The sequence below is a fragment of the Pseudomonas sp. RT6P73 genome (assembly GCF_054897715.1).
Window position 1 is genome coordinate 254,939 of sequence record NZ_JBUBUV010000002.1, and the last position, 16,584, is coordinate 271,522.

16 protein-coding genes and 3 pseudogenes are annotated in these 16,584 nt (G+C 57.6%); 6 read left to right on the forward strand and 13 right to left on the reverse strand.

Features of this window, described 5'->3' with window-relative positions:
- Positions 1 to 52: 52 nt before the first annotated feature.
- Together pmrG and ACYZT6_RS01350 are read left to right on the forward strand one after the other, a co-directional pair.
- On the forward strand, positions 53 to 724 hold the full coding sequence (gene pmrG, locus ACYZT6_RS01345; RefSeq protein ID WP_462025415.1) for a lipopolysaccharide core heptose(II)-phosphate phosphatase PmrG: 672 nt from the start codon (positions 53 to 55) through the stop codon (positions 722 to 724).
- 26 nt (positions 725 to 750) lie between these two features.
- Positions 751 to 1,614: a phosphatase PAP2 family protein gene (locus ACYZT6_RS01350; protein WP_462025416.1), complete on the forward strand. Its 864-nt coding sequence runs from the start codon at positions 751 to 753 to the stop codon at positions 1,612 to 1,614.
- On the opposite strand, the gene ACYZT6_RS01355 is transcribed toward ACYZT6_RS01350, so the two are convergent.
- From ACYZT6_RS01355 to ACYZT6_RS01380, 6 genes are all read right to left on the reverse strand, one after another.
- Positions 1,565 to 3,004, reverse strand: coding sequence for an ArnT family glycosyltransferase (locus ACYZT6_RS01355; protein ID WP_462025417.1), 1,440 nt, complete (start codon positions 3,002 to 3,004; stop codon positions 1,565 to 1,567). The two genes, ACYZT6_RS01350 and ACYZT6_RS01355, sit on opposite strands and share 50 nt — an antisense overlap.
- Before the next feature lie 85 nt (positions 3,005 to 3,089).
- Positions 3,090 to 3,677, reverse strand: a complete 588-nt coding sequence (gene rimJ, locus ACYZT6_RS01360) for a ribosomal protein S5-alanine N-acetyltransferase (RefSeq protein WP_462025418.1) — start codon at positions 3,675 to 3,677, stop codon at positions 3,090 to 3,092.
- A gap of 57 nt (positions 3,678 to 3,734) precedes the next feature.
- Positions 3,735 to 4,757 (reverse strand): ATP-binding protein, encoded by a 1,023-nt coding sequence (locus tag ACYZT6_RS01365; RefSeq protein WP_462025419.1) that lies wholly within the window; start codon positions 4,755 to 4,757, stop codon positions 3,735 to 3,737.
- 9 nt (positions 4,758 to 4,766) lie between these two features.
- Positions 4,767 to 6,224: an ATPase domain-containing protein gene (locus ACYZT6_RS01370; RefSeq protein ID WP_462025420.1), complete on the reverse strand. Its 1,458-nt coding sequence runs from the start codon at positions 6,222 to 6,224 to the stop codon at positions 4,767 to 4,769.
- Positions 6,221 to 6,655: a hypothetical protein gene (locus ACYZT6_RS01375; protein WP_462025421.1), complete on the reverse strand. Its 435-nt coding sequence runs from the start codon at positions 6,653 to 6,655 to the stop codon at positions 6,221 to 6,223. Before ACYZT6_RS01375 ends, ACYZT6_RS01370 begins: the two co-directional genes overlap by 4 nt.
- A 242-nt stretch (positions 6,656 to 6,897) precedes the next feature.
- Positions 6,898 to 8,304, reverse strand: a complete 1,407-nt coding sequence (locus ACYZT6_RS01380; RefSeq protein ID WP_462025422.1) for a DUF2252 domain-containing protein — start codon at positions 8,302 to 8,304, stop codon at positions 6,898 to 6,900.
- A gap of 139 nt (positions 8,305 to 8,443) precedes the next feature.
- Between ACYZT6_RS01380 and ACYZT6_RS01385 the strand changes: the two genes are divergently transcribed.
- Positions 8,444 to 9,373: a YeeE/YedE thiosulfate transporter family protein gene (locus ACYZT6_RS01385; RefSeq protein ID WP_462025423.1), complete on the forward strand. Its 930-nt coding sequence runs from the start codon at positions 8,444 to 8,446 to the stop codon at positions 9,371 to 9,373.
- 85 nt (positions 9,374 to 9,458) lie between these two features.
- Here the strand turns inward: ACYZT6_RS01385 and ACYZT6_RS01390 are convergent.
- Positions 9,459 to 9,784 (reverse strand): annotated as a pseudogene (locus tag ACYZT6_RS01390) (PIN-like domain-containing protein); the annotation flags it as partial.
- An 84-nt stretch (positions 9,785 to 9,868) separates the two neighbouring features.
- Between ACYZT6_RS01390 and istA the strand changes: the two are divergent.
- Entirely contained in the window at positions 9,869 to 10,891 is a 1,023-nt protein-coding gene (gene istA, locus ACYZT6_RS01395) for an IS21 family transposase (RefSeq protein ID WP_462025424.1), read from the forward strand.
- On the forward strand, positions 10,888 to 11,676 hold the full coding sequence (gene istB / locus ACYZT6_RS01400; RefSeq protein WP_461987631.1) for an IS21-like element helper ATPase IstB: 789 nt from the start codon (positions 10,888 to 10,890) through the stop codon (positions 11,674 to 11,676). Before istA ends, istB begins: the two co-directional genes overlap by 4 nt.
- Positions 11,677 to 11,752: 76 nt before the next feature.
- Here the strand turns inward: istB and ACYZT6_RS01405 are convergent.
- From ACYZT6_RS01405 to ACYZT6_RS01430, 6 genes and pseudogenes are all read right to left on the reverse strand, one after another.
- Positions 11,753 to 11,836, reverse strand: a pseudogene (locus tag ACYZT6_RS01405) (PIN-like domain-containing protein); the annotation flags it as partial.
- Complete coding sequence (locus ACYZT6_RS01410; RefSeq protein WP_462025425.1) at positions 11,833 to 12,525, reverse strand: DUF433 domain-containing protein; 693 nt, start codon at positions 12,523 to 12,525, stop codon at positions 11,833 to 11,835. The gene ACYZT6_RS01410 and the pseudogene ACYZT6_RS01405, both read right to left, overlap by 4 nt.
- A gap of 334 nt (positions 12,526 to 12,859) precedes the next feature.
- Positions 12,860 to 13,117 carry a hypothetical protein gene (locus ACYZT6_RS01415; RefSeq protein WP_208670081.1) on the reverse strand — a complete coding sequence of 86 codons (258 nt, stop codon included), beginning with the start codon at positions 13,115 to 13,117 and terminating at the stop codon, positions 12,860 to 12,862.
- A gap of 35 nt (positions 13,118 to 13,152) precedes the next feature.
- On the reverse strand, positions 13,153 to 13,536 hold the full coding sequence (locus tag ACYZT6_RS01420) for a DUF6124 family protein (RefSeq protein WP_462025426.1): 384 nt from the start codon (positions 13,534 to 13,536) through the stop codon (positions 13,153 to 13,155).
- A 592-nt stretch (positions 13,537 to 14,128) separates the two neighbouring features.
- Positions 14,129 to 15,052: a hypothetical protein gene (locus ACYZT6_RS01425; protein ID WP_462025427.1), complete on the reverse strand. Its 924-nt coding sequence runs from the start codon at positions 15,050 to 15,052 to the stop codon at positions 14,129 to 14,131.
- A 106-nt stretch (positions 15,053 to 15,158) separates the two neighbouring features.
- Positions 15,159 to 15,313: pseudogene (locus tag ACYZT6_RS01430) on the reverse strand (hydrolase); the annotation flags it as partial.
- Between the two features lie 307 nt (positions 15,314 to 15,620).
- Here ACYZT6_RS01430 and ACYZT6_RS01435 point away from each other — a divergent pair.
- The gene (locus ACYZT6_RS01435) at positions 15,621 to 16,553 is read left to right on the forward strand and encodes an NAD-dependent epimerase/dehydratase family protein (protein WP_462025428.1); all 933 of its coding nucleotides are present in this window, start codon (positions 15,621 to 15,623) and stop codon (positions 16,551 to 16,553) included.
- Positions 16,554 to 16,584 lie beyond the last annotated feature (31 nt).

Sequence of the window (16,584 nt, forward strand, 5' to 3'; positions counted from 1 at the left end):
CTACCCTCGTGTCATCGAATGACAAAGATGCATGCGGGTGAGGCCGTTTGATGTGGAATTGAGACTGAATCTGTTCGGGATCAAACGCTCGATCAATCTGAGTGTTTTGGCCCGTTATCGAACTACCGCGGTGGTGCTGGCCTCGGCGCTGCTGGTCATTCCATTGACCATTTGGCTGTTGCAGCCGGCCGCAGTGCCGGACCTGGCGCATGGCAATGTGGCGGGCGCACGAGCATTGGCCAAGGGTTGGGCCAAAGGCGATGTGATCGTGCTGGTACGCCATGTCGAACGCTGTGATCACTCGAAAGCCGCGTGCCTGAGCGGCAACGATGGCATTACCGATCGTTCGCGCAGCGTCGCGGTGAGTGTCGGTGCGCAGTTCGAACAATTGGGGCTGGAAAAGGCCGATATCTACAATAGCCCCATGATGCGTACGTCACAGACGGCCAGCTACATGTTCAACAAGGTCGGTGTGGGCGAGGACTGGCTGATCAGCTGCAGGGGCACGATGCTGCGTGATGCCCTGGCGCACAAAGTGGCGGGTCGCAATCTGATTCTGGTGACCCATAGCGAATGCATGGCGCAACTGGAAAAAGACCTGAACTTGTCGACCTCCACGCTCGGTTACGGTGCTTCTCTGTTTATCTCTGCCAAAACCCATAAAGCCCCGCGCATGCTCGGTTTCATTGAAGCCGCTGATTGGCGCTCGGTGACCTCCGAATGAGTATTCCTTCCGGATCAGGACACACCATGCTGACGTCTTCCCGCCACCGGTTTTACTGGGTGAATTTCGGTATCCCGCTGGTCTGCGCGGCAGTGGTTTTCCTGATGTTCGACATGACCAATATCGACATCAGCTTCAGTAATCTGCTGTTTGATCCCGTCACCCAGATCTTTCCGCTCGACAAGGTTCACTTCTTCGAGAAGCTCACCCACAAGTGGGCGCGCATCATTCCGAACTGGACTGGCGAGATTGCCTTGATCGGCGCGATGCTGTCGTTTGTCTGGCCGCTGGCCAACACGCAAAAGCATCCGCGTCTCGGCCGCTTTCTGGAACGCAGCAAAGCGGCGGCGGTGCTCCGATTTGCCTATGAACATCGTCGGGATTTTCTGTTTGTGGTCTTCGCGTTTGCCATTTGCACCGGCGTGATCCATTTCCTCAAGTCGCACACCAGCGTGTACTGCCCGATTGAAACGACCCTCTACGGTGGGAAAATGGCCCATGTGGAGTGGTACAACAACTTCCAGCTGTTCAAGGAAGCCGGTGATGGCCGTTGCTGGCCGGGCGGGCATGCTTCCGGCGGCTTCACCATGCTGGCCCTGTACTTCGTGGCTCGCCGTTACCGTTGGCGTTATTCCAAAGCGCTGATGTATGGCGCGTTTCTGCTCGGTTTCGTCTACGGCACGACGCGGGTTCTGCAAGGCTGGCACTACATGTCCCACACCTTCTGGGCCGGAATCTTCGTGTGGCTGGCGTGTTTGCTGACGGCGTTGGCGTTTTACGGGCGAGCGCGGCTGGAGAGGCCGGTGCTGCAAAAGTTTGAATTGCCGACGGTTGAGCCGCTTACTGGTTTACAAAGTAGTAAGCCTGACGCCCCACCTTCATGGTCTTGAGGACTTTCAATGGAGCGGCTGGTTCGTTTTCACCGGACATGACCGCCACGTTGGAGGGCGAGGCCGCCAGAAATTCATGCAGTTGCGCCTCGGTGTCCAGGCCCTTGAGCACTCGCTGGGTGTAGAACACGCTGGCGCCGCCCACCCGTTCGTTGGCCTGGAACAGGGCGACGTGTTGCCCGTTGGCCTGCATCGTCTGAATCTGTGCGGTCAACGGCAGGAAGGACAGTTTGCGATCGGCATGGGGCAATGCCCATTGTGCGGCGACCAGGTAGCTGCCGATCACCAGCCCGATCACGCCAATGGCCACGCCGCGACGATGCCGTGCCATGTTCCCCAACAGGTTCGAGGCCTCTTCGCGCAACTTCAGCCGCTCGTACAGAACGCTCGCATACTCCGCGGCAATTACCGCCGCCGCTGGCGTCATCGACATGAGATACACCGTGCGCTTGCTCGACGCTAGCGTCAGCATCACAAACTGCGCCACGATCCACAGCGTGAAAAACAGTAAGTAACGATTGGCCATCAGGCTTTTTCGAAAATGCCACAACCCCAGGTACACCAGAATATTCCACGGCAGAAACGCTTGGGGCAGCTTGGCCAGGTAGTAATAGAACGGTTCGTAATGACCGGCCTCGACGAAGGAACCGCTGAAGCGTCCGACGCTGTTGGTCAGCAGCACTTCCCCCACGGCCTGCGCGCCACCGCGCTGATACAACACGGCGAGCCAGATCATCAGCGGGATCAATCCCGCAAGCGTCAGTAAACCAGGGCGTAGCCAGTCCGAGAGTTTCAGGCGCTTGTCCATCAAGGTCTCGGCCAGCAGATACGCGAAAATCACCACGCCCGGCATCGCCAGGCCCAGCACGCCTTTGCTCAAGGTGGCGATAGCGATTCCCGAGGCAAACAGCAATGCGTTGCCGAGCGTCGACTGTCGTTGCCCCTGAAAGAACGCCAGCAACGCCATGGTCACGCCGAGAGCGAGCAACGCGTCTTCACCGACGCCGCGCACGTTGCTCCAGTAACTGGCCATGGTCGCGAGCAGAATGCCCGCCGTCCAGGCAATCGCCTTGGGCCGGCCGAACCGGCGCAGCATCGCGTACAACAGCATCACGCTGAACAACCCGGCGAACGCCGATGCCAATCGCACCGCCCACGGCGTGCCGCCGAATGCACGGATGGCGCCGGCATCCAGCCACAAGCTCAAGGGCGGTTTTTCCAGAAACGGTTCGCCGAACAAACGGGGCGTCACCCAGTCGTTATCCAGGTGCATTTGCATGGCGATCCCGGCCACCCGGGCCTCCGTGGAACCTTGCAGTTGATGATTGCCCAAGGCAAAGAAAAACAGCACAGCGGCAAGCAGAAACAGTGAAGTGGCAGGACGCGACATAGACCTCTGGCTACCGAGGAGGTGGACCGGGAAGCTCGAGCATACGGGGCGAATGCTTAACGAATTGTGAACGGCCTGCGAAGTATTACGAGAGACGTCTGGACCAGCGCTGTTCCGGGGTTTCAAAGCGATCATTGATCAGCGCGGTCAACACGTGATCCTGCCAGCGCCCGGCGATACTCAGGTAGGCTTTGGCGTAGCCTTCACGTTCAAAACCCAGACGCTCCAGCAGCCGCGCACTGCGTTCATTGCCGGGGATGTAATTGGCCATAATCCGGTGCAGTTTCTGCTCATCGAACATGTAGCCGATGCCCGCTTCCAATGCTTCCTGCATCAAGCCCTGGCCTTGATAGGATTCGTCGATGTGGTAACCGAGATAGCACGCCTGAAACGCCCCGCGAGTGATGCCGCTGAAGTTGCACGCGCCGATCATCTGGCCGTTGTCCGGGGCCAGCAGCGCGAAATGCACCGCCAGGCCGGCCTGGAAAGCGCTGGCTTGCACTTCAAGGCGCGGGCGGATGTTTTCAGGGCTGTGGTAGTCGGTGGGGCGAATTGGCGACCACCGGGCGAGATGCCTTTGGTTGCGTCGGTAGAAGTCGCTTTCCAGTGTCGCTTGTTCAGGGTCGAGCACCGCCAGCGTCAAGCGTTTACAGGGCAGGGACAACAGCGGCATAGGGCGCTCCGGTTCGTGGGGATCGTCGCGCAAGCATTACGTGGCCAACGGAAAAACTCAAACCGCCAGCGGCAATGTCACGATAAAGGTGCTGCCTTTGCCGTCGCCGTCGCTCTTGCCGATCACCGTGCCGCCATGGGCTTCCACCAATTCGCGAACCACCGTCAGGCCAATGCCAAGGCCTGCACCGTTGAAACCGACGGCGTGAACGTCTTGCACAAACGGTTCGAAGATAAACGGCAGGGCTTGAGCGGAAATACCGATGCCGTCATCGCAGATGCTCATCTCCAGTACGTTGTCCCTGGTGGTGACCGCCAGCGTGACATGGCCCCCCGTAGGTGTGTACTTGGCCGCGTTGCCCAGCAGGTTGCCGAGAATCTGCGTCAGCCGCACTGGGTCGCCGTCCACCGACAGTGTGCACGCGGGCAGCTCGGCGGTGAAATGCAGCTGTCGGGTATTCATCACCGGGCGGCACACCTCGATGGCCTCATGGATGATCTGCACCATGTCGACGATCCGGCAATCGAGGCGCAGTTTGCCGGTGCTGGCGCGGGACACGTCAAGCAAGTCATCCACCAGCCGGGTCATATGCCGCACCTGGCCCTCGATCAATGCCTGCATGCGCGGCAGCTCTTCACTGGGCGCCCGCACCAGTCGGCCGGCGATCATGCTGATGGGCGTCAGCGGGTTGCGCAGTTCATGGGCAACCAGTGTGAGGAGGTTGCGTTGCTGCGCCAGCATATGTTCTGCCGAGGCTTGCAGGTTTTGCGCGCTGAGGGCCGCAATCACCAATTGCGCGTTGGCCTCGCGCATTTCCAGAAACAGGCGCTGCTCTTCTTGCGTACGCTGGGGTTTTTCCGCATCCGATTGCGCCAGCAGAATGGCCAGCACCAATTGCTGATTGGCTTCGACCAGTTGTTCGATTTGCTGGGCGTCTACCAGCTGGTTGTTGGTATCGCTCAATTCTTTTTTCAGCGCCGCCAGCACCGCACGGGCTTCGACGGTTTTCTGGCCGATCAGGAACAACTCGCGAGCGGCCGAGGCCATCGTTTGCGCGTTCGTGCCATTGGCCTCAGTCATAGTCCCTGTTTACCCCTCGTCCTTGGTGAGCTGCCGGGTTGGCCGGCCCCCCAGTAATCCTTCCTGATCCGGTAACATTTCGCCGATCTGCAAGCCGTTATTGTCGATGCGATACAGGCGCAATTCATCGGAGTGGGCGCTGGCCCGCACCTTGACCACCGCCATGATGCGCAACAAGCGGCTCTGCACTTCAATATAGCGCTGGACGATGATTGCGTCGGTGAGAAACGCCGTGCCGTAAGGGCTGAAGCGCAGGTCGGTGTAGCGGTCTTCCAGTTCCGAGGTCAGCAACACACTGACACCGATGCTGGTCAGTGCCGTGACCATGCGCGACAGCGATTCACGAAAGTCTTCGCGGAAGGTCGGCGCCAGCGCCAGTTCGAAGCCCGACAACGAATCGATCACCACACGGGTGGCTTTGAGTCGGCTGATCTCGCTGAGCAGTAAATGCACGATTTCGTCGATGGATAGGTCCGGCGCACGGCTGTCGACCAAGCCGACTTGTCCACTCTCAATCAGCCCCGCCAGAGTGGTGTTCTGGGAGTGATTCGGCCGCTGTTCAAACACCGCGATCACGCCGGTTTCGCCATTGCGCGCGCCTTCGGCGAGGAAGGTTGACGCCAGAATGCTTTTGCCCGAACCCGACGGACCGGCCACCAACAGGGAATAACCCCGGGGCAGGCCGCCGCCGAGCATTTCATCGAGTTGCGGCACGCCCATTTTCAGGCGTTTTCTCGGGAGTTCCAGCGGTGCTTCAACCGGGTTGGCGGAGGCGGGTGCAAAGACCTTGATCCCCGACGTCGCAATACGGAAGGTATGCAGCCCCGGCAGCGTTGGCTGGCCGCGCATCTTCATGATTTCCATCTTGCGCACCATCGAGTTGCGCTGAACGCTCTGGCGCAGCCAGATCAGGCCATCGGCCACGGTGAAAATCGGGTTGGTGTCGGTTTCGGTGAAATATTCGCCAATCAGGAAGGTCGTCGCCTGCCAGGTGGTCATCAACATGCCCAATTGCTGAACGAACTGCGGCAGGTTGTTATTGGGGTTGTCCTGGGTCTGGCTGGCCAGCACCACGGAGCGGAACGAATCGACAAACACCAGCCCAGGTGAGTGAGCCTCCACCTCGCTGACGATGCGCCGCAGCACCTCGTCCAGATTCCCCGCCAGGGTGTCGTCGGCCAGGTTGATGTAGCGAATCGAATGGTTGATCGCTTCGCTGTCGAAAAAATCGAATTGCTGCTGATAGCGCAGCATCTTCAGCGGCGGCTCTCCCAGCACGGTAAAGAACAGGGCCGGGCGCTCAGGTGTCGCCAGGGCGAACATCATCTGATGCGCGAGGGTGGTCTTGCCACAGCCAGGCGGGCCGGCGATCAGGTTGAACGAAAACTCCGGTAATCCCCCGCCCAGCACCTCGTCCAGTCCTGGCACGCCGGTGGCCAGGCGGTTGATAGTCACTTTGGTGCTCATGGCGAATTTTCCTGCGAAGGGGTGTCGCTCAAAGAAGGTTCCCACATGCCACGAAGCAAGCGTTCGGTAAGCGAGGGCCCGATGAGCGTGGTCAGCAGCTCGTAAAAGGTAGTCAGCAACACTTCACCAAAAAACAGCGCATCGGTGTCGTTTTGCTCAACGATTACGGACTTGAGGGCAGTCAGGTCCATGCCGGGCGGCACTTTGTCATAGATGCCGGCTAAACGCGGATGAGTAGAGGCGCACAGGTGGAGGCTGCGGCGATAAAGCGCGGCAACTCCCTGGGGGCCGATGATGGGCGTGAGGGCTACATCCATATCCCGCAAGGTTGAAATGATCGCTTGGGCGATCCTTGCGATGTCAGCATTGGGGCCAACACGGTGCGCCAGAGAAGCTACGATCTGGCGGCTCTCTTCGCTTAGCGTGGACATGGCTAACTGATATCTGATGGATAGACATCCATGCTACACCCAATAAAGCGGCCGGGTGTGATTTGCATCAGGGCGCGGGGTTTTGGATGGCAACTTGCCGCTAATCAATCAAAAGGCAAAAAAAAGCCCGCGGGAGGGCGGGCAAACCGTAGTTTCTTGAATGAGCGAGCGCACTTTAACGGTTGGAGAGGGGCGGTGGGGTGAAGAAAAATTTATGTGGAGGGAGTCCCCCGAGTTAGCGCTTACGGCAAATGATCTGCCGCAAAGTCCGCCTCCGATCGTGCCCGCAACCGTCCCTCGTGGCAGGCCTGCTGGAAGCGTTCGAAGTCGCGTTCATTCTGTGCAGCATAGCTATTGGCATACTTGAACAGCGCGTCGGCCAGCGCATCACTCTTGCCGATGTAGCCGCTGATCTGCGCGGCCTGCCCGGATGATTTGGCATGGGCGCGGGCGAGGGCGCGACCACAGACGCGTCCATACGCCGCGAAGGTGTCCGCATCGAAGGTCTCGAGTTCGGCCGAGATTTTCATGTCGCGCAACTGCCGCACGTAGAAGTGTCGAGCGCTGGGGCCGGTGGTCCAACCGAGGAAAAGATCACTGGCCGCCTGCATCAACCGTTGACCATCGACCACCCGCTGACCGTTGTGCCGCTCTTTTGATTTTGTCTTCACGTAACTGGCGAGCACCGAGCGCCGTGCTTCCTTGAACTGCAGAAACAGCGGGAACTCCTGATCATCGGTCAGCAGAGCCACCAGGCACCGAGTACCGACGCTGCCCACACCTACGACTTTGAAGGCCATGTCCTGGACATGAAAACGTGAAAACAACGCTCGTCGGTCAGCTTGCAGCGTGCCGGGATACTTGCGCATGAAGGCGTCGTAGATCGGCCGCCAATCCGAGTGGCGCAGCCAGTCATCGTCGGCATCCAGCAGCGTGGTGTTTTTGTGCAGATGGAAAATTTCCGGCAGGTCATCACGAATGATCAGACGGCCATGGGCGTCACGCTCGCTGATTTTCGGCAGCAGTTCGGCGTGGGAGCGACCCTCGGCTTTTTCGATGGCGTGTTCGATATGATCGAGCGTTTTTTTGTTCGCCTGCATGCGCAGGTCGTCGTAACGGATGGACTCGTACCAGGTTTCCAGAGCGCTTTGTTCGGCGCACTCAAGCATGGTTTCCCGGTAGGCGCCGACCGCTTCGCGGCAGACGGTTTCCTCGACTGTTTCGCTATGACGCAAGTCGCGAGCGGCCACCACGATACTCGTCACCAGCCGTTTAACGTCCCACTCCCAAGGGCCGGGGTGGACCTCGTCGAAGTCGTGGACGCCGAACAACAAATTACGTTCGGGCGTGGCGAAACCGCCGAAGTTCATCAGGTGGCAATCGCCGCAGATGGGCGATGTCAGCCCCATGTTCGGCGTGGTGGCCAGATCGTGGGCCTGCAAAAGCGCGTTGCCGCGATAGAAGGTGAAGGGGGAAACGAGCATTCGTCCGTAGCGTAAGTCGACCAGGGATTTGATCCGGCCTCTACTGGACGCTTTGATCAGCGGGAGCGGGTCGCGGGTTGTTTTCCCCGTTGAGGCTTGAGCATTGCGGGGGCAGTTCTTGCGAGCATCCTTGCCTTGCTTCAAGCGGTCTTTGAGGGTGGTCATGGGGGCTCGTTTGGTCGTGTTGTGGGGTGTATGCGGTTTTAGTGTAGAAGGCCTTCGCGGGTTCACCCGAAGTTTGGGCTGCGGCTGATCTATCCTTCAGGAACCTGTTCGATGTCCGGGTCCGGAAACAAGGAGGCCTGTGCTTTCACTGCCGATTTCGCTGCTGCTGGCCTTCCTTATCGGTTGGGTATCCCAGCGCATGGGCATGTGCCTGGTCAATGCCACCGGGTTGTTGCTCAGGCGCCGACCGACGCTGTTTGTGTCGCTCATCTCTTGCGGTCTGTTCGGCCTGTTACTGGCACCGTTTTATCGGCTGTTTGGCGTCAGTCAGCCGTTGTTCATTCCTGATGTTGGCTACGTGTCGCTGGTCGGGGGCGGGTTGCTGTTCGGCATCGCCTCGGTGCTCAACGACGGGTGCAGCGTCGGTACCCTCACCAAGCTCGCCAGCGGCAACCTCAGCAAAGCCTTCACGATTGTTGGCTGGGTGGTGGGGATCGTCCTCTGGTATCACCTGAACATGCTGACCGAACACAAAACCCTGCAAATGCCGACGATCTCCAGCCACCAATACTGGCTGACCATCGGCATCGTGCTGATGGCACTACTCTTCCTGGTCCGCGTTCACGGCGACAAACGCCTGGTGCTGTCCAGCATGCTCCTGGGCGCTTTGACCAGCGCTCTCTATACCTTCGAACCGCTGTGGACCCCGAGCGTGTTCTTTTACAACCTCTCGCAAATGTTCTGGGCCTCGGGCGAAAACTCGCTGACCAGCCAGCGCGTGGCGGTGTTCGTCATGCTCCTGGTGGGGATGCTCAGTTACTCGCTGTATCGACGGACTTTCAGCTATCAGCGGTTTGAATGGAGGGCAGCGATGAAGCATTTACTGGCGGGGGTGATGATGGGGATTGGTGCATCAATGATGCTGGGTGGAAATGATTCGCAGATTTTGCTGGTGTTTCCGACGATGACTTGGGTGGGAGCGGTGCCGTTGGGGGCGATTGTAGTGGGGATATTGGTGGGGATTGGGGTGAGGCGGGTGAGGGGGCGGATTCGTGAAAGCAGAGTCTGAAGTGGATGTAATGTTGTTTGGATATCACGTTTGGCTATCAGTGTTGCGGTAACTCAAAGGCAACAACTTAAGTGAATGGCGAGCGTTAAATCTTTATCTGCTCAAATTTCCCGTGTGCGGGAAGCGTCCATGGCACGCGAAAGGCTGCTCCGCCTCTGATCAGGTTTGCTTGAGTCGTGATGGCGGGCCACCAACGCACCAGATTATAGGCTTTGTTCCAATAGGATTCGTTTCCCCAGTGCTTAGCCAGGCAAACACGGGTAGTCCACATTCGCGGAATGCTCGTTTTTCAATATCACCTTTTGTGAATTTATCTTGTGAGATTACCGCCCAGCCGCCTTCGTTACTCAGGACTGAAATCCAATGAACATCGGAAGTCTCTTGCGGGAATTTGTCTCTCAGTGGCAATACTTGTCAGTACCGATGCAAAACTGACCCACCCTACCGGTTGAAAACTGACCCACTTGGGCAAAATGCAGCTTTTGCGAGCTGCCCATGCTGTCCCAGGAGCAACACGTGGAAATCAGTGTTCTTATTCGTCAGGGTTTGTCTATTCGGGCCATCGCCCGGCAGATGGGCTGCTCTCGCAATACCATTCGACGCCACCTCAAATTACAGGCCCAGCGCCAGCCCGTCGTCTATGGCCCGCGCGCGCAGCGCGTGGGCAAGCTTGTGCCTTTCGAGGCCTATCTGCGTCAGCGCGTAGAAGCCGCTCGACCCCATTGGATTCCCGCCATCGTGCTGTTGAGGGAGATCCGCGAGCAGGGTTACGAAGGCGGATACTCAATCCTCACCAGCTTTCTGCTGACCTTGAAATCCAAGGCAAACGAAGCCGTCGTTCGCTTTGAAACCGAGCCCGGTGAGCAGATGCAGGTGGACTTCACCGTCATTCGGCGTGGCCGCGATCCGTTGTTGGCATTCGTTGCAACGTTGGGCTGGAGCCGTGCGACCTACGTCGTTTTCTCCCGTCGCGAAGACTCCGCAGCCTGGTGTTCCGGTATCGAAAAGGCGCTGCGTTTCTTCGGCGGTACGCCGCGAAAGCTACTCTTCGACAACGCCAAAACTATTATCCAGGAACGCGATGTTTATGGCCCCGGTCAGCACCGCTGGAATCCCGCGCTATTGAATTTGGCAGAGCGCTATGGCTTCACACCGAAAGTCTGCCGGCCTTATCGGGCGCAGACCAAGGGCAAGGTCGAGCGCTTCAACCACTACCTGAAAAACAGCTTCGTAGTGCCACTGGCCGCGTCACTTAACCAGGTCAGCTTGCTGTTGGACGTTGAAGTCGCGAACAGCAAGATTGGCCCTTGGTTGATGGAGGTCGCCAACGCCCGAACACATGCGACGACGGGCGAAATACCGCAACACCGACTGGATACCGAAGTGCACCACTTGTTGCCCCTGCCAGAGATCCAAGGGGTTGCGAGCAGCATGATTTCGGTCGTCCAACCCATGCCGGTGGAAAGCTTGCAGCATCCGCTCTCTGTCTATCAGGCACTGCTTGAGGTGCGTCCATGAACCTTCAACATCTGCGCATCGAGTCTCTTTGCCAACAGTTCAAGCTGGACACTTTTGCGACGGACTGGCCGGCTCTGGCCCAGCAAGCGGCCGAAAAAGAAACGAGCTATGCCGACTTCCTGGAACAGCTTCTGCTGAGCGAGGATCGCGCTCGAAACGAGCGTCGGCGGCAAGCGCTGCTGCAACAGTCCGGGCTGCCGGCGGTGAAAACGGTTGAACAATACGACTTCAAATTCGCCAGCGGCGCGCCGCAAAGCCAGATCCTGGAACTGGCCGGGCTGGCCTTCATCGAGCGTAAGGAAAACGTCGTACTGCTGGGGCCTTCGGGCGTTGGCAAAACACACTTGGCCAGCGCTCTGGCTCATCGGGCGATAATGGCAGGCATTTCCACCCGATTTATCTCTGCCGCCGACCTGACTTTGCAACTCGTCGCCGCGCACCATCAAGGGCGCCTGGCCCAGTATTTCAGTCGCGTTGTTCAACGCTCGAAACTGCTGGTGATTGATGAGATCGGCTATTTGCCTTTTGGCCGTGACGAAGCCAACTTGTTCTTCAACGTGATCGCCAAGCGGTACGAACATGGCAGCTTGGTGCTGACCAGCAACTTGCCGTTCAGCCAGTGGGCAACGACCTTCGCCGACGACTCAACACTGACCGCTGCGCTGCTGGATCGGCTTCTGCACCATGCGCATATCGTCCAGGTCAGCGGACAAAGTTATCGACTGAAGGACAAGCTGAAATCAGGTCAGGTGGTGCCGAGAGAAACGGCCTCGCCACAAAAATAAACAGACCTCAAACACCGCCGGGGTGGGTCAGTTTTACTTCGGTAGGGTGGGTCAGTTTTCAACCGGTGTTGACAAATACTGAATGGCCTTCCACTTTACTCAGCTCATTCAATGCGCGGGCCAGGGCGGGGGGGAGGTTGTTGTCCAGTAAGAAATTCAAGCGGCATTCCTTTGCTCAAAATTGACCGCTGCTTCAACTGCTGCGGCGGGAATCTCGTAGAGAAGTGCCACACGCTTGGTGTTTTCTCCTTCTGTCTTGTAGGCGCTAAAAATTGCCGCCGTATCGATTCCCGTGTTTGCAAGAACGGGTTTGCCGAAGTTCCGGGAGGGATCCAGAACGATCGCTTTACTGCGTTTTACCGGATACCAGCGCTGAGCGGAATCTGATCCCGTGTAGTCAATGCCTTCATACAACGAAGGTTTGATGACCTGCTCAAACGCGTACTGTCGCTTGATCAGGTCGAGAAGGGACTCATCCCCTGTTTCGCTCATGACCGTGGCGAAAATGCGCCGACCATCGGTTTGAAAACGTTTGCAGGTAAATGGATACGCTTGATTGAACAGCTCTTTTGCTTGCTGCGAGGCATTGCGGATGGCTTGCAGGCTTACACCGTGCTGACGGAAGGCATGGACGAAACGAATTTCCAGGAGGTCATGAAAGCCTAGTACGCACTCATCCAGGTCGGCCAGTTCCGAGCTCCAAAGCCCCGAGTGTTGAACACCGTGCGCGGTATATCCGAAAAGCCACCGGCGGATATCGGCAGCTGGAATCCCCGTGTAAAGGGAGGCTTCAGCCGGTGTGTATAAGCCAATACCGACAAGGCGGCTAGGCAGTTTGATGTTTTGCATGTTGGCCTCCTTGTCATCAGGTGATTCGACGAGGGGATTCTGGTCGTAAGGATGAGCTCAAGCAACCAGTCGGGGACGAATAGCCGTTTTGTTGGTTCAGCGTAGATTTAAAGCGTGATCACCACAATCAGCTCAGAGTCGATATGGCTTGCAGGAAATTTCCGAAGAACCTGTCCTGTAATTCGCTCCTGCGACGGCTTGAAGTGGGAAGTCTATTGAGTCGACAGAAAGTTACAGTTTATGAAACCTTCTGTTGAGTCAAAGCCCCAAAAGGCACCTGCGATATTCTCGTCAGGTGCCTTTTTTGTTGTGGGCAGATTCGATGGTTTTGTCTTTACATCGACGAAACCTGCGCCTGCAATCGTCGGCCGACGACATCCATCAAATCGCAGCCATCGCGTAGCGATGTCACCAGCACTCGCGCCAATTCACTGTGAACACCCTCGCTCACAGCAAAGCTCTCCAGCAATTGAGTCGCGGTGCGGATACGGTAAGCCGCGGTTTCATGCAGTACGTCCAGCGGTGCTTCGGTGTCGATCAGCAGCGACGCGATGGTGCAGTCGATGCCGGTGACAGGCATGTATCGATCCATGACAAAACCTCCATTGGGTAAAAGAGCGCGACCACTCAGTGGTGGCTGGCGGGCGGAACTTCGGACACGCCATCGGGCGGGTCGAGGTTGTCCAGTGCTCGGTTTACCAACAGTTCGGCCAGCACGGCCAACTGCTGAATCGCCAGTGCCACGTTGCGGCGTGAGCCTTCGAGTTCGCAGGCGAGGTCGGTGGTCATGACGTTGAGTGAGGCCAGGGTTTCGCAGGCGTGAGCGAGCAAGGTAGGCGTGTCGACGTCGGGGAGGATGGTGAAAACGTGGCTGATGGGGTCGGGGTGGTTTGGGTTGCGGAGGCGGGCGCTGATGATGCGTTCGGTGGTTTCGGAAAGTTGGCTTAAATCGGGCGTGTCTGCATCTGAATGTGCCGCAGATTCGGGCGGATTTGGGGTGATTTTTTTCATGACGAATTCCTCACACTATTGAGAGAAGCTGCCATCCCCTGCTGTCAAACAGGATTGGGTGGCAGCCGTACGCGGGTTGACAGACCGGAAGTGTGAGAACCCGGTGCATCCGAAGATGCCCCGCGCACAGCCGCCATAAACAAGACAGCGTGCGCGTGAGCATGCCGCCTGATCGGGAGGAGTGAAAGGGTACACTTTTCAGCCTGTCAAAGCCGTTCGCTGTGTTTACAGCGACACCTGAAGGCTATCGATGCAGAACACCTTCCGCCAGTTCATGAAAGTCGATACGAGTTGCGGGAAGTTTCCTAGGACGAGGACTACGTCTCGCTTAAAGAATCATTGATAAGGTTTTGCTAAGAGCAACGCTCTGAAAATCGATCACTCAGAAACAAGCTACGATTACGGAGACGTAATTCCTACGCGATCTGGCGGTTGACGGTGAGGAAGGGTACGAGTCAAAGTTTGTCCATTAGCTCAGTACAGCGTGCAGTCAATTGTTAGATCCGCCCTGCAGTCCTGGGCTTTTTTTCGCCCAGAGAAAAAGAGAAAAGGCCGGATCTATTTTTGGTGATGTGCGCGAGCCTATTTTTTCTCAATACTCCGTAACCCCATCCCCCCGCAAAACCCACCCAGCCTCCCCAGCCACCAACCGATAACGAACCTGCCGCATCTTCCCCGTCCTTCCCGCCCCATCATCCGCACTCTCATAAACCGGAAACCGCCGCACCAACGAACCCTCCATCACCGCAAACTCATCCTCCCCCTGGTACCCCTCTGCTGCTTTCGCATTTTCACTAACAACCGGAAGATAAATCTCGCTCAGCGATTTCTTGCGATTGGCCGCATACGCAACCAGCTCCCCCGGCAACCCACGCCCAGGGGATCTGACGAAGACGTAAATCTCCGGCGAACCGTCCTGATCAAGGTCCGCGACTTCCGCCCGGACGATGTTGCCGGTCAGCGACCGAGTGATATCCGAATTATTTATCTCCAGCCCTTGAGGCGAGATGCGCACTGCTGGGTTCCCGTCGACCCATTTCCCCGTCACGTGAAAACGAATGCCCTGCAATTCAAGCGTCTGGTCAAACGGCTGAGTGCTGTCCGAGGTATCGGATGGGCTGAGGTTCAATGAAAGGTTGTAGTTCGCCACCTCGTTGCGCCGTGCGGCGTTGCGCATGAGGTACACCTGAACCGTGTATTCGCCATCGACGGGCAACGGCCCCATGAAGTGGTTGCCCATGATCGAGCCATTAAACAGCGCGTAGTCCGCGCCTTTGGCGGTGATGTTGAAGTAGGCAGATGTGTTGGAAGGCTTGAGGTCGACGGTCAATATCTGGCCTGCCTTTGCACTCACACGGTATTGCGCAGTGAGCCGGCCCTGGATGGACTGTTTGATCTCGACGGCATCGGTGCCCTTGTCGAAAGGGACCTGCTCGACACGGGGCGCGACTTCGGTCGCGGCGTGTACAGACAGGGAAACCATGGCCGCAAGGGCGGCAGTGATCCAGATGTTCATATTTATTTTCCTTAGAGCGGCGCTCCCTGTTGATTACAGGTCATCCGACCTCATCGTGTGCTTGAAATGATGCTCCTAAAGTTTCACCCCCAACGCCCCCATCCGAGTGCTTGATAAAGATGCGATCCGCCTCGATCAAGCTGTCATCGTCCGGCGCAGGGTGCCATCCAAGTTGTCTCTCAAAAAGTGTTTTTGATTCGTCGTGCGTTCGACGGCGGCGACGCTGGGCTGGCTGCCGAGGATTTTCCGGATGCCATCGATGAGCCATTTTGGCGGCTCGAAGCTGGGTTAGACGTCGATGATAAGGAGGGCTTGAGGCATGGCGAGAGTTCCGGTCAAAACGTAGTTTGACGGTCTGAAATGGCAATTGCATGACAGCCTGCAGCTAATAAATGTCGTCAAATAAGTGGCGGTTTTTAAGGTGAAATACCGCTCGGCGATAAATTAGACAAAGTATTGACAGTGGCTATTTGATCTCCCATTATCGGCCGCGTTTTGGTGGCCTTGCGCCATAAAATCGGCGGACTTTAATCACTCGTATCCGCTCTACTGTTCAGGGAGAGATTTCATGTTTGTTGAGCGAATACTGGTGACTGGCGGTGCAGGTTTCATTGGGTCGCACCTCGTGGAAGCGTTGCTTGGTAAAGGCTACAAAGTCCGCGTGCTGGATAATTTGTCGACCGGCAAGGTCAGCAATCTGCCGATGGATAATGCCAATCTGAGCCTGGTCATCGGTGATGTCGCAGACGGTGCCGTGGTGGCGCAGGCCATGCGCGATTGCGGTGCTGTCGTTCACCTGGCGGCGGTGGCCTCGGTGCAAGCGTCGGTGGATGATCCGGTCAGCACCCATCAAAGCAACTTCGTCGGCACACTCAACGTGTGCGAAAGCATGGTGAAGGCCGGGATCAAGCGCGTGGTATTCGCTTCCAGCGCCGCCATCTACGGCAACAACGGCGAAGGCACGGCGATTCACGAAGACACGCCAAAATCCCCGCTCACGCCGTATGCCAGCGACAAACTGGCGAGTGAGCAATACCTCGATTTCTATCGCCGCGAGCATGGTCTGGAACCGATGATCTTTCGGTTCTTCAACATCTTCGGCCCACGCCAGGATCCTTCATCGCCGTACTCCGGCGTGATCAGCATCTTTACCAAGCTGGCCATGGCGGAGCAGTCGGTGGCGATTTTCGGCGACGGTGCGCAGACCCGCGACTTCGTCTATGTCCAGGACCTGGTGAGCATCCTCGTTCAGTCCCTGGAAGTCAGCGAACCGAGCCCCGGCGCGGTGAACGTTGGCCTGAGTCGTTCCACCAGCCTCAACGACCTGATCACTGAATTGGGCGCCGTCACCGGCAGCCCGCTGAAGGTGATTCATCACGCGCCACGTCAAGGCGACATTCGCCATTCGCGCGCCAACAACAGCCGCCTGCTCGAGCGTTTCACGCTCCCGGAACCGACCGCCATCGGCAAAGGCCTGGCGCAGCTTATTCGCAGCCTCTAACCCGGCCGGTTCTACTGTCCGACGTCCAAGC

What these genes read in the sequence shown, in the direction of transcription:
- ACYZT6_RS01425 (WP_462025427.1), bottom strand. Translation starts at nt 15,052, where the DNA reads ATGAACATCTGGATCACTGCCGCCCTTGCGGCCATGGTTTCCCTGTCT.
- istA (WP_462025424.1), top strand. Translation starts at nt 9,869, where the DNA reads ATGCTGTCCCAGGAGCAACACGTGGAAATCAGTGTTCTTATTCGTCAG.
- ACYZT6_RS01415 (WP_208670081.1), bottom strand. Translation starts at nt 13,117, where the DNA reads ATGGATCGATACATGCCTGTCACCGGCATCGACTGCACCATCGCGTCG.
- ACYZT6_RS01370 (WP_462025420.1), bottom strand. Translation starts at nt 6,224, where the DNA reads ATGAGCACCAAAGTGACTATCAACCGCCTGGCCACCGGCGTGCCAGGA.
- ACYZT6_RS01435 (WP_462025428.1), top strand. Translation starts at nt 15,621, where the DNA reads ATGTTTGTTGAGCGAATACTGGTGACTGGCGGTGCAGGTTTCATTGGG.
- ACYZT6_RS01375 (WP_462025421.1), bottom strand. Translation starts at nt 6,655, where the DNA reads ATGTCCACGCTAAGCGAAGAGAGCCGCCAGATCGTAGCTTCTCTGGCG.
- ACYZT6_RS01410 (WP_462025425.1), bottom strand. Translation starts at nt 12,525, where the DNA reads ATGCAAAACATCAAACTGCCTAGCCGCCTTGTCGGTATTGGCTTATAC.
- ACYZT6_RS01365 (WP_462025419.1), bottom strand. Translation starts at nt 4,757, where the DNA reads ATGACTGAGGCCAATGGCACGAACGCGCAAACGATGGCCTCGGCCGCT.
- rimJ (WP_462025418.1), bottom strand. Translation starts at nt 3,677, where the DNA reads ATGCCGCTGTTGTCCCTGCCCTGTAAACGCTTGACGCTGGCGGTGCTC.
- istB (WP_461987631.1), top strand. Translation starts at nt 10,888, where the DNA reads ATGAACCTTCAACATCTGCGCATCGAGTCTCTTTGCCAACAGTTCAAG.
- ACYZT6_RS01355 (WP_462025417.1), bottom strand. Translation starts at nt 3,004, where the DNA reads ATGTCGCGTCCTGCCACTTCACTGTTTCTGCTTGCCGCTGTGCTGTTT.
- ACYZT6_RS01380 (WP_462025422.1), bottom strand. Translation starts at nt 8,304, where the DNA reads ATGACCACCCTCAAAGACCGCTTGAAGCAAGGCAAGGATGCTCGCAAG.
- ACYZT6_RS01420 (WP_462025426.1), bottom strand. Translation starts at nt 13,536, where the DNA reads ATGAAAAAAATCACCCCAAATCCGCCCGAATCTGCGGCACATTCAGAT.
- ACYZT6_RS01350 (WP_462025416.1), top strand. Translation starts at nt 751, where the DNA reads ATGCTGACGTCTTCCCGCCACCGGTTTTACTGGGTGAATTTCGGTATC.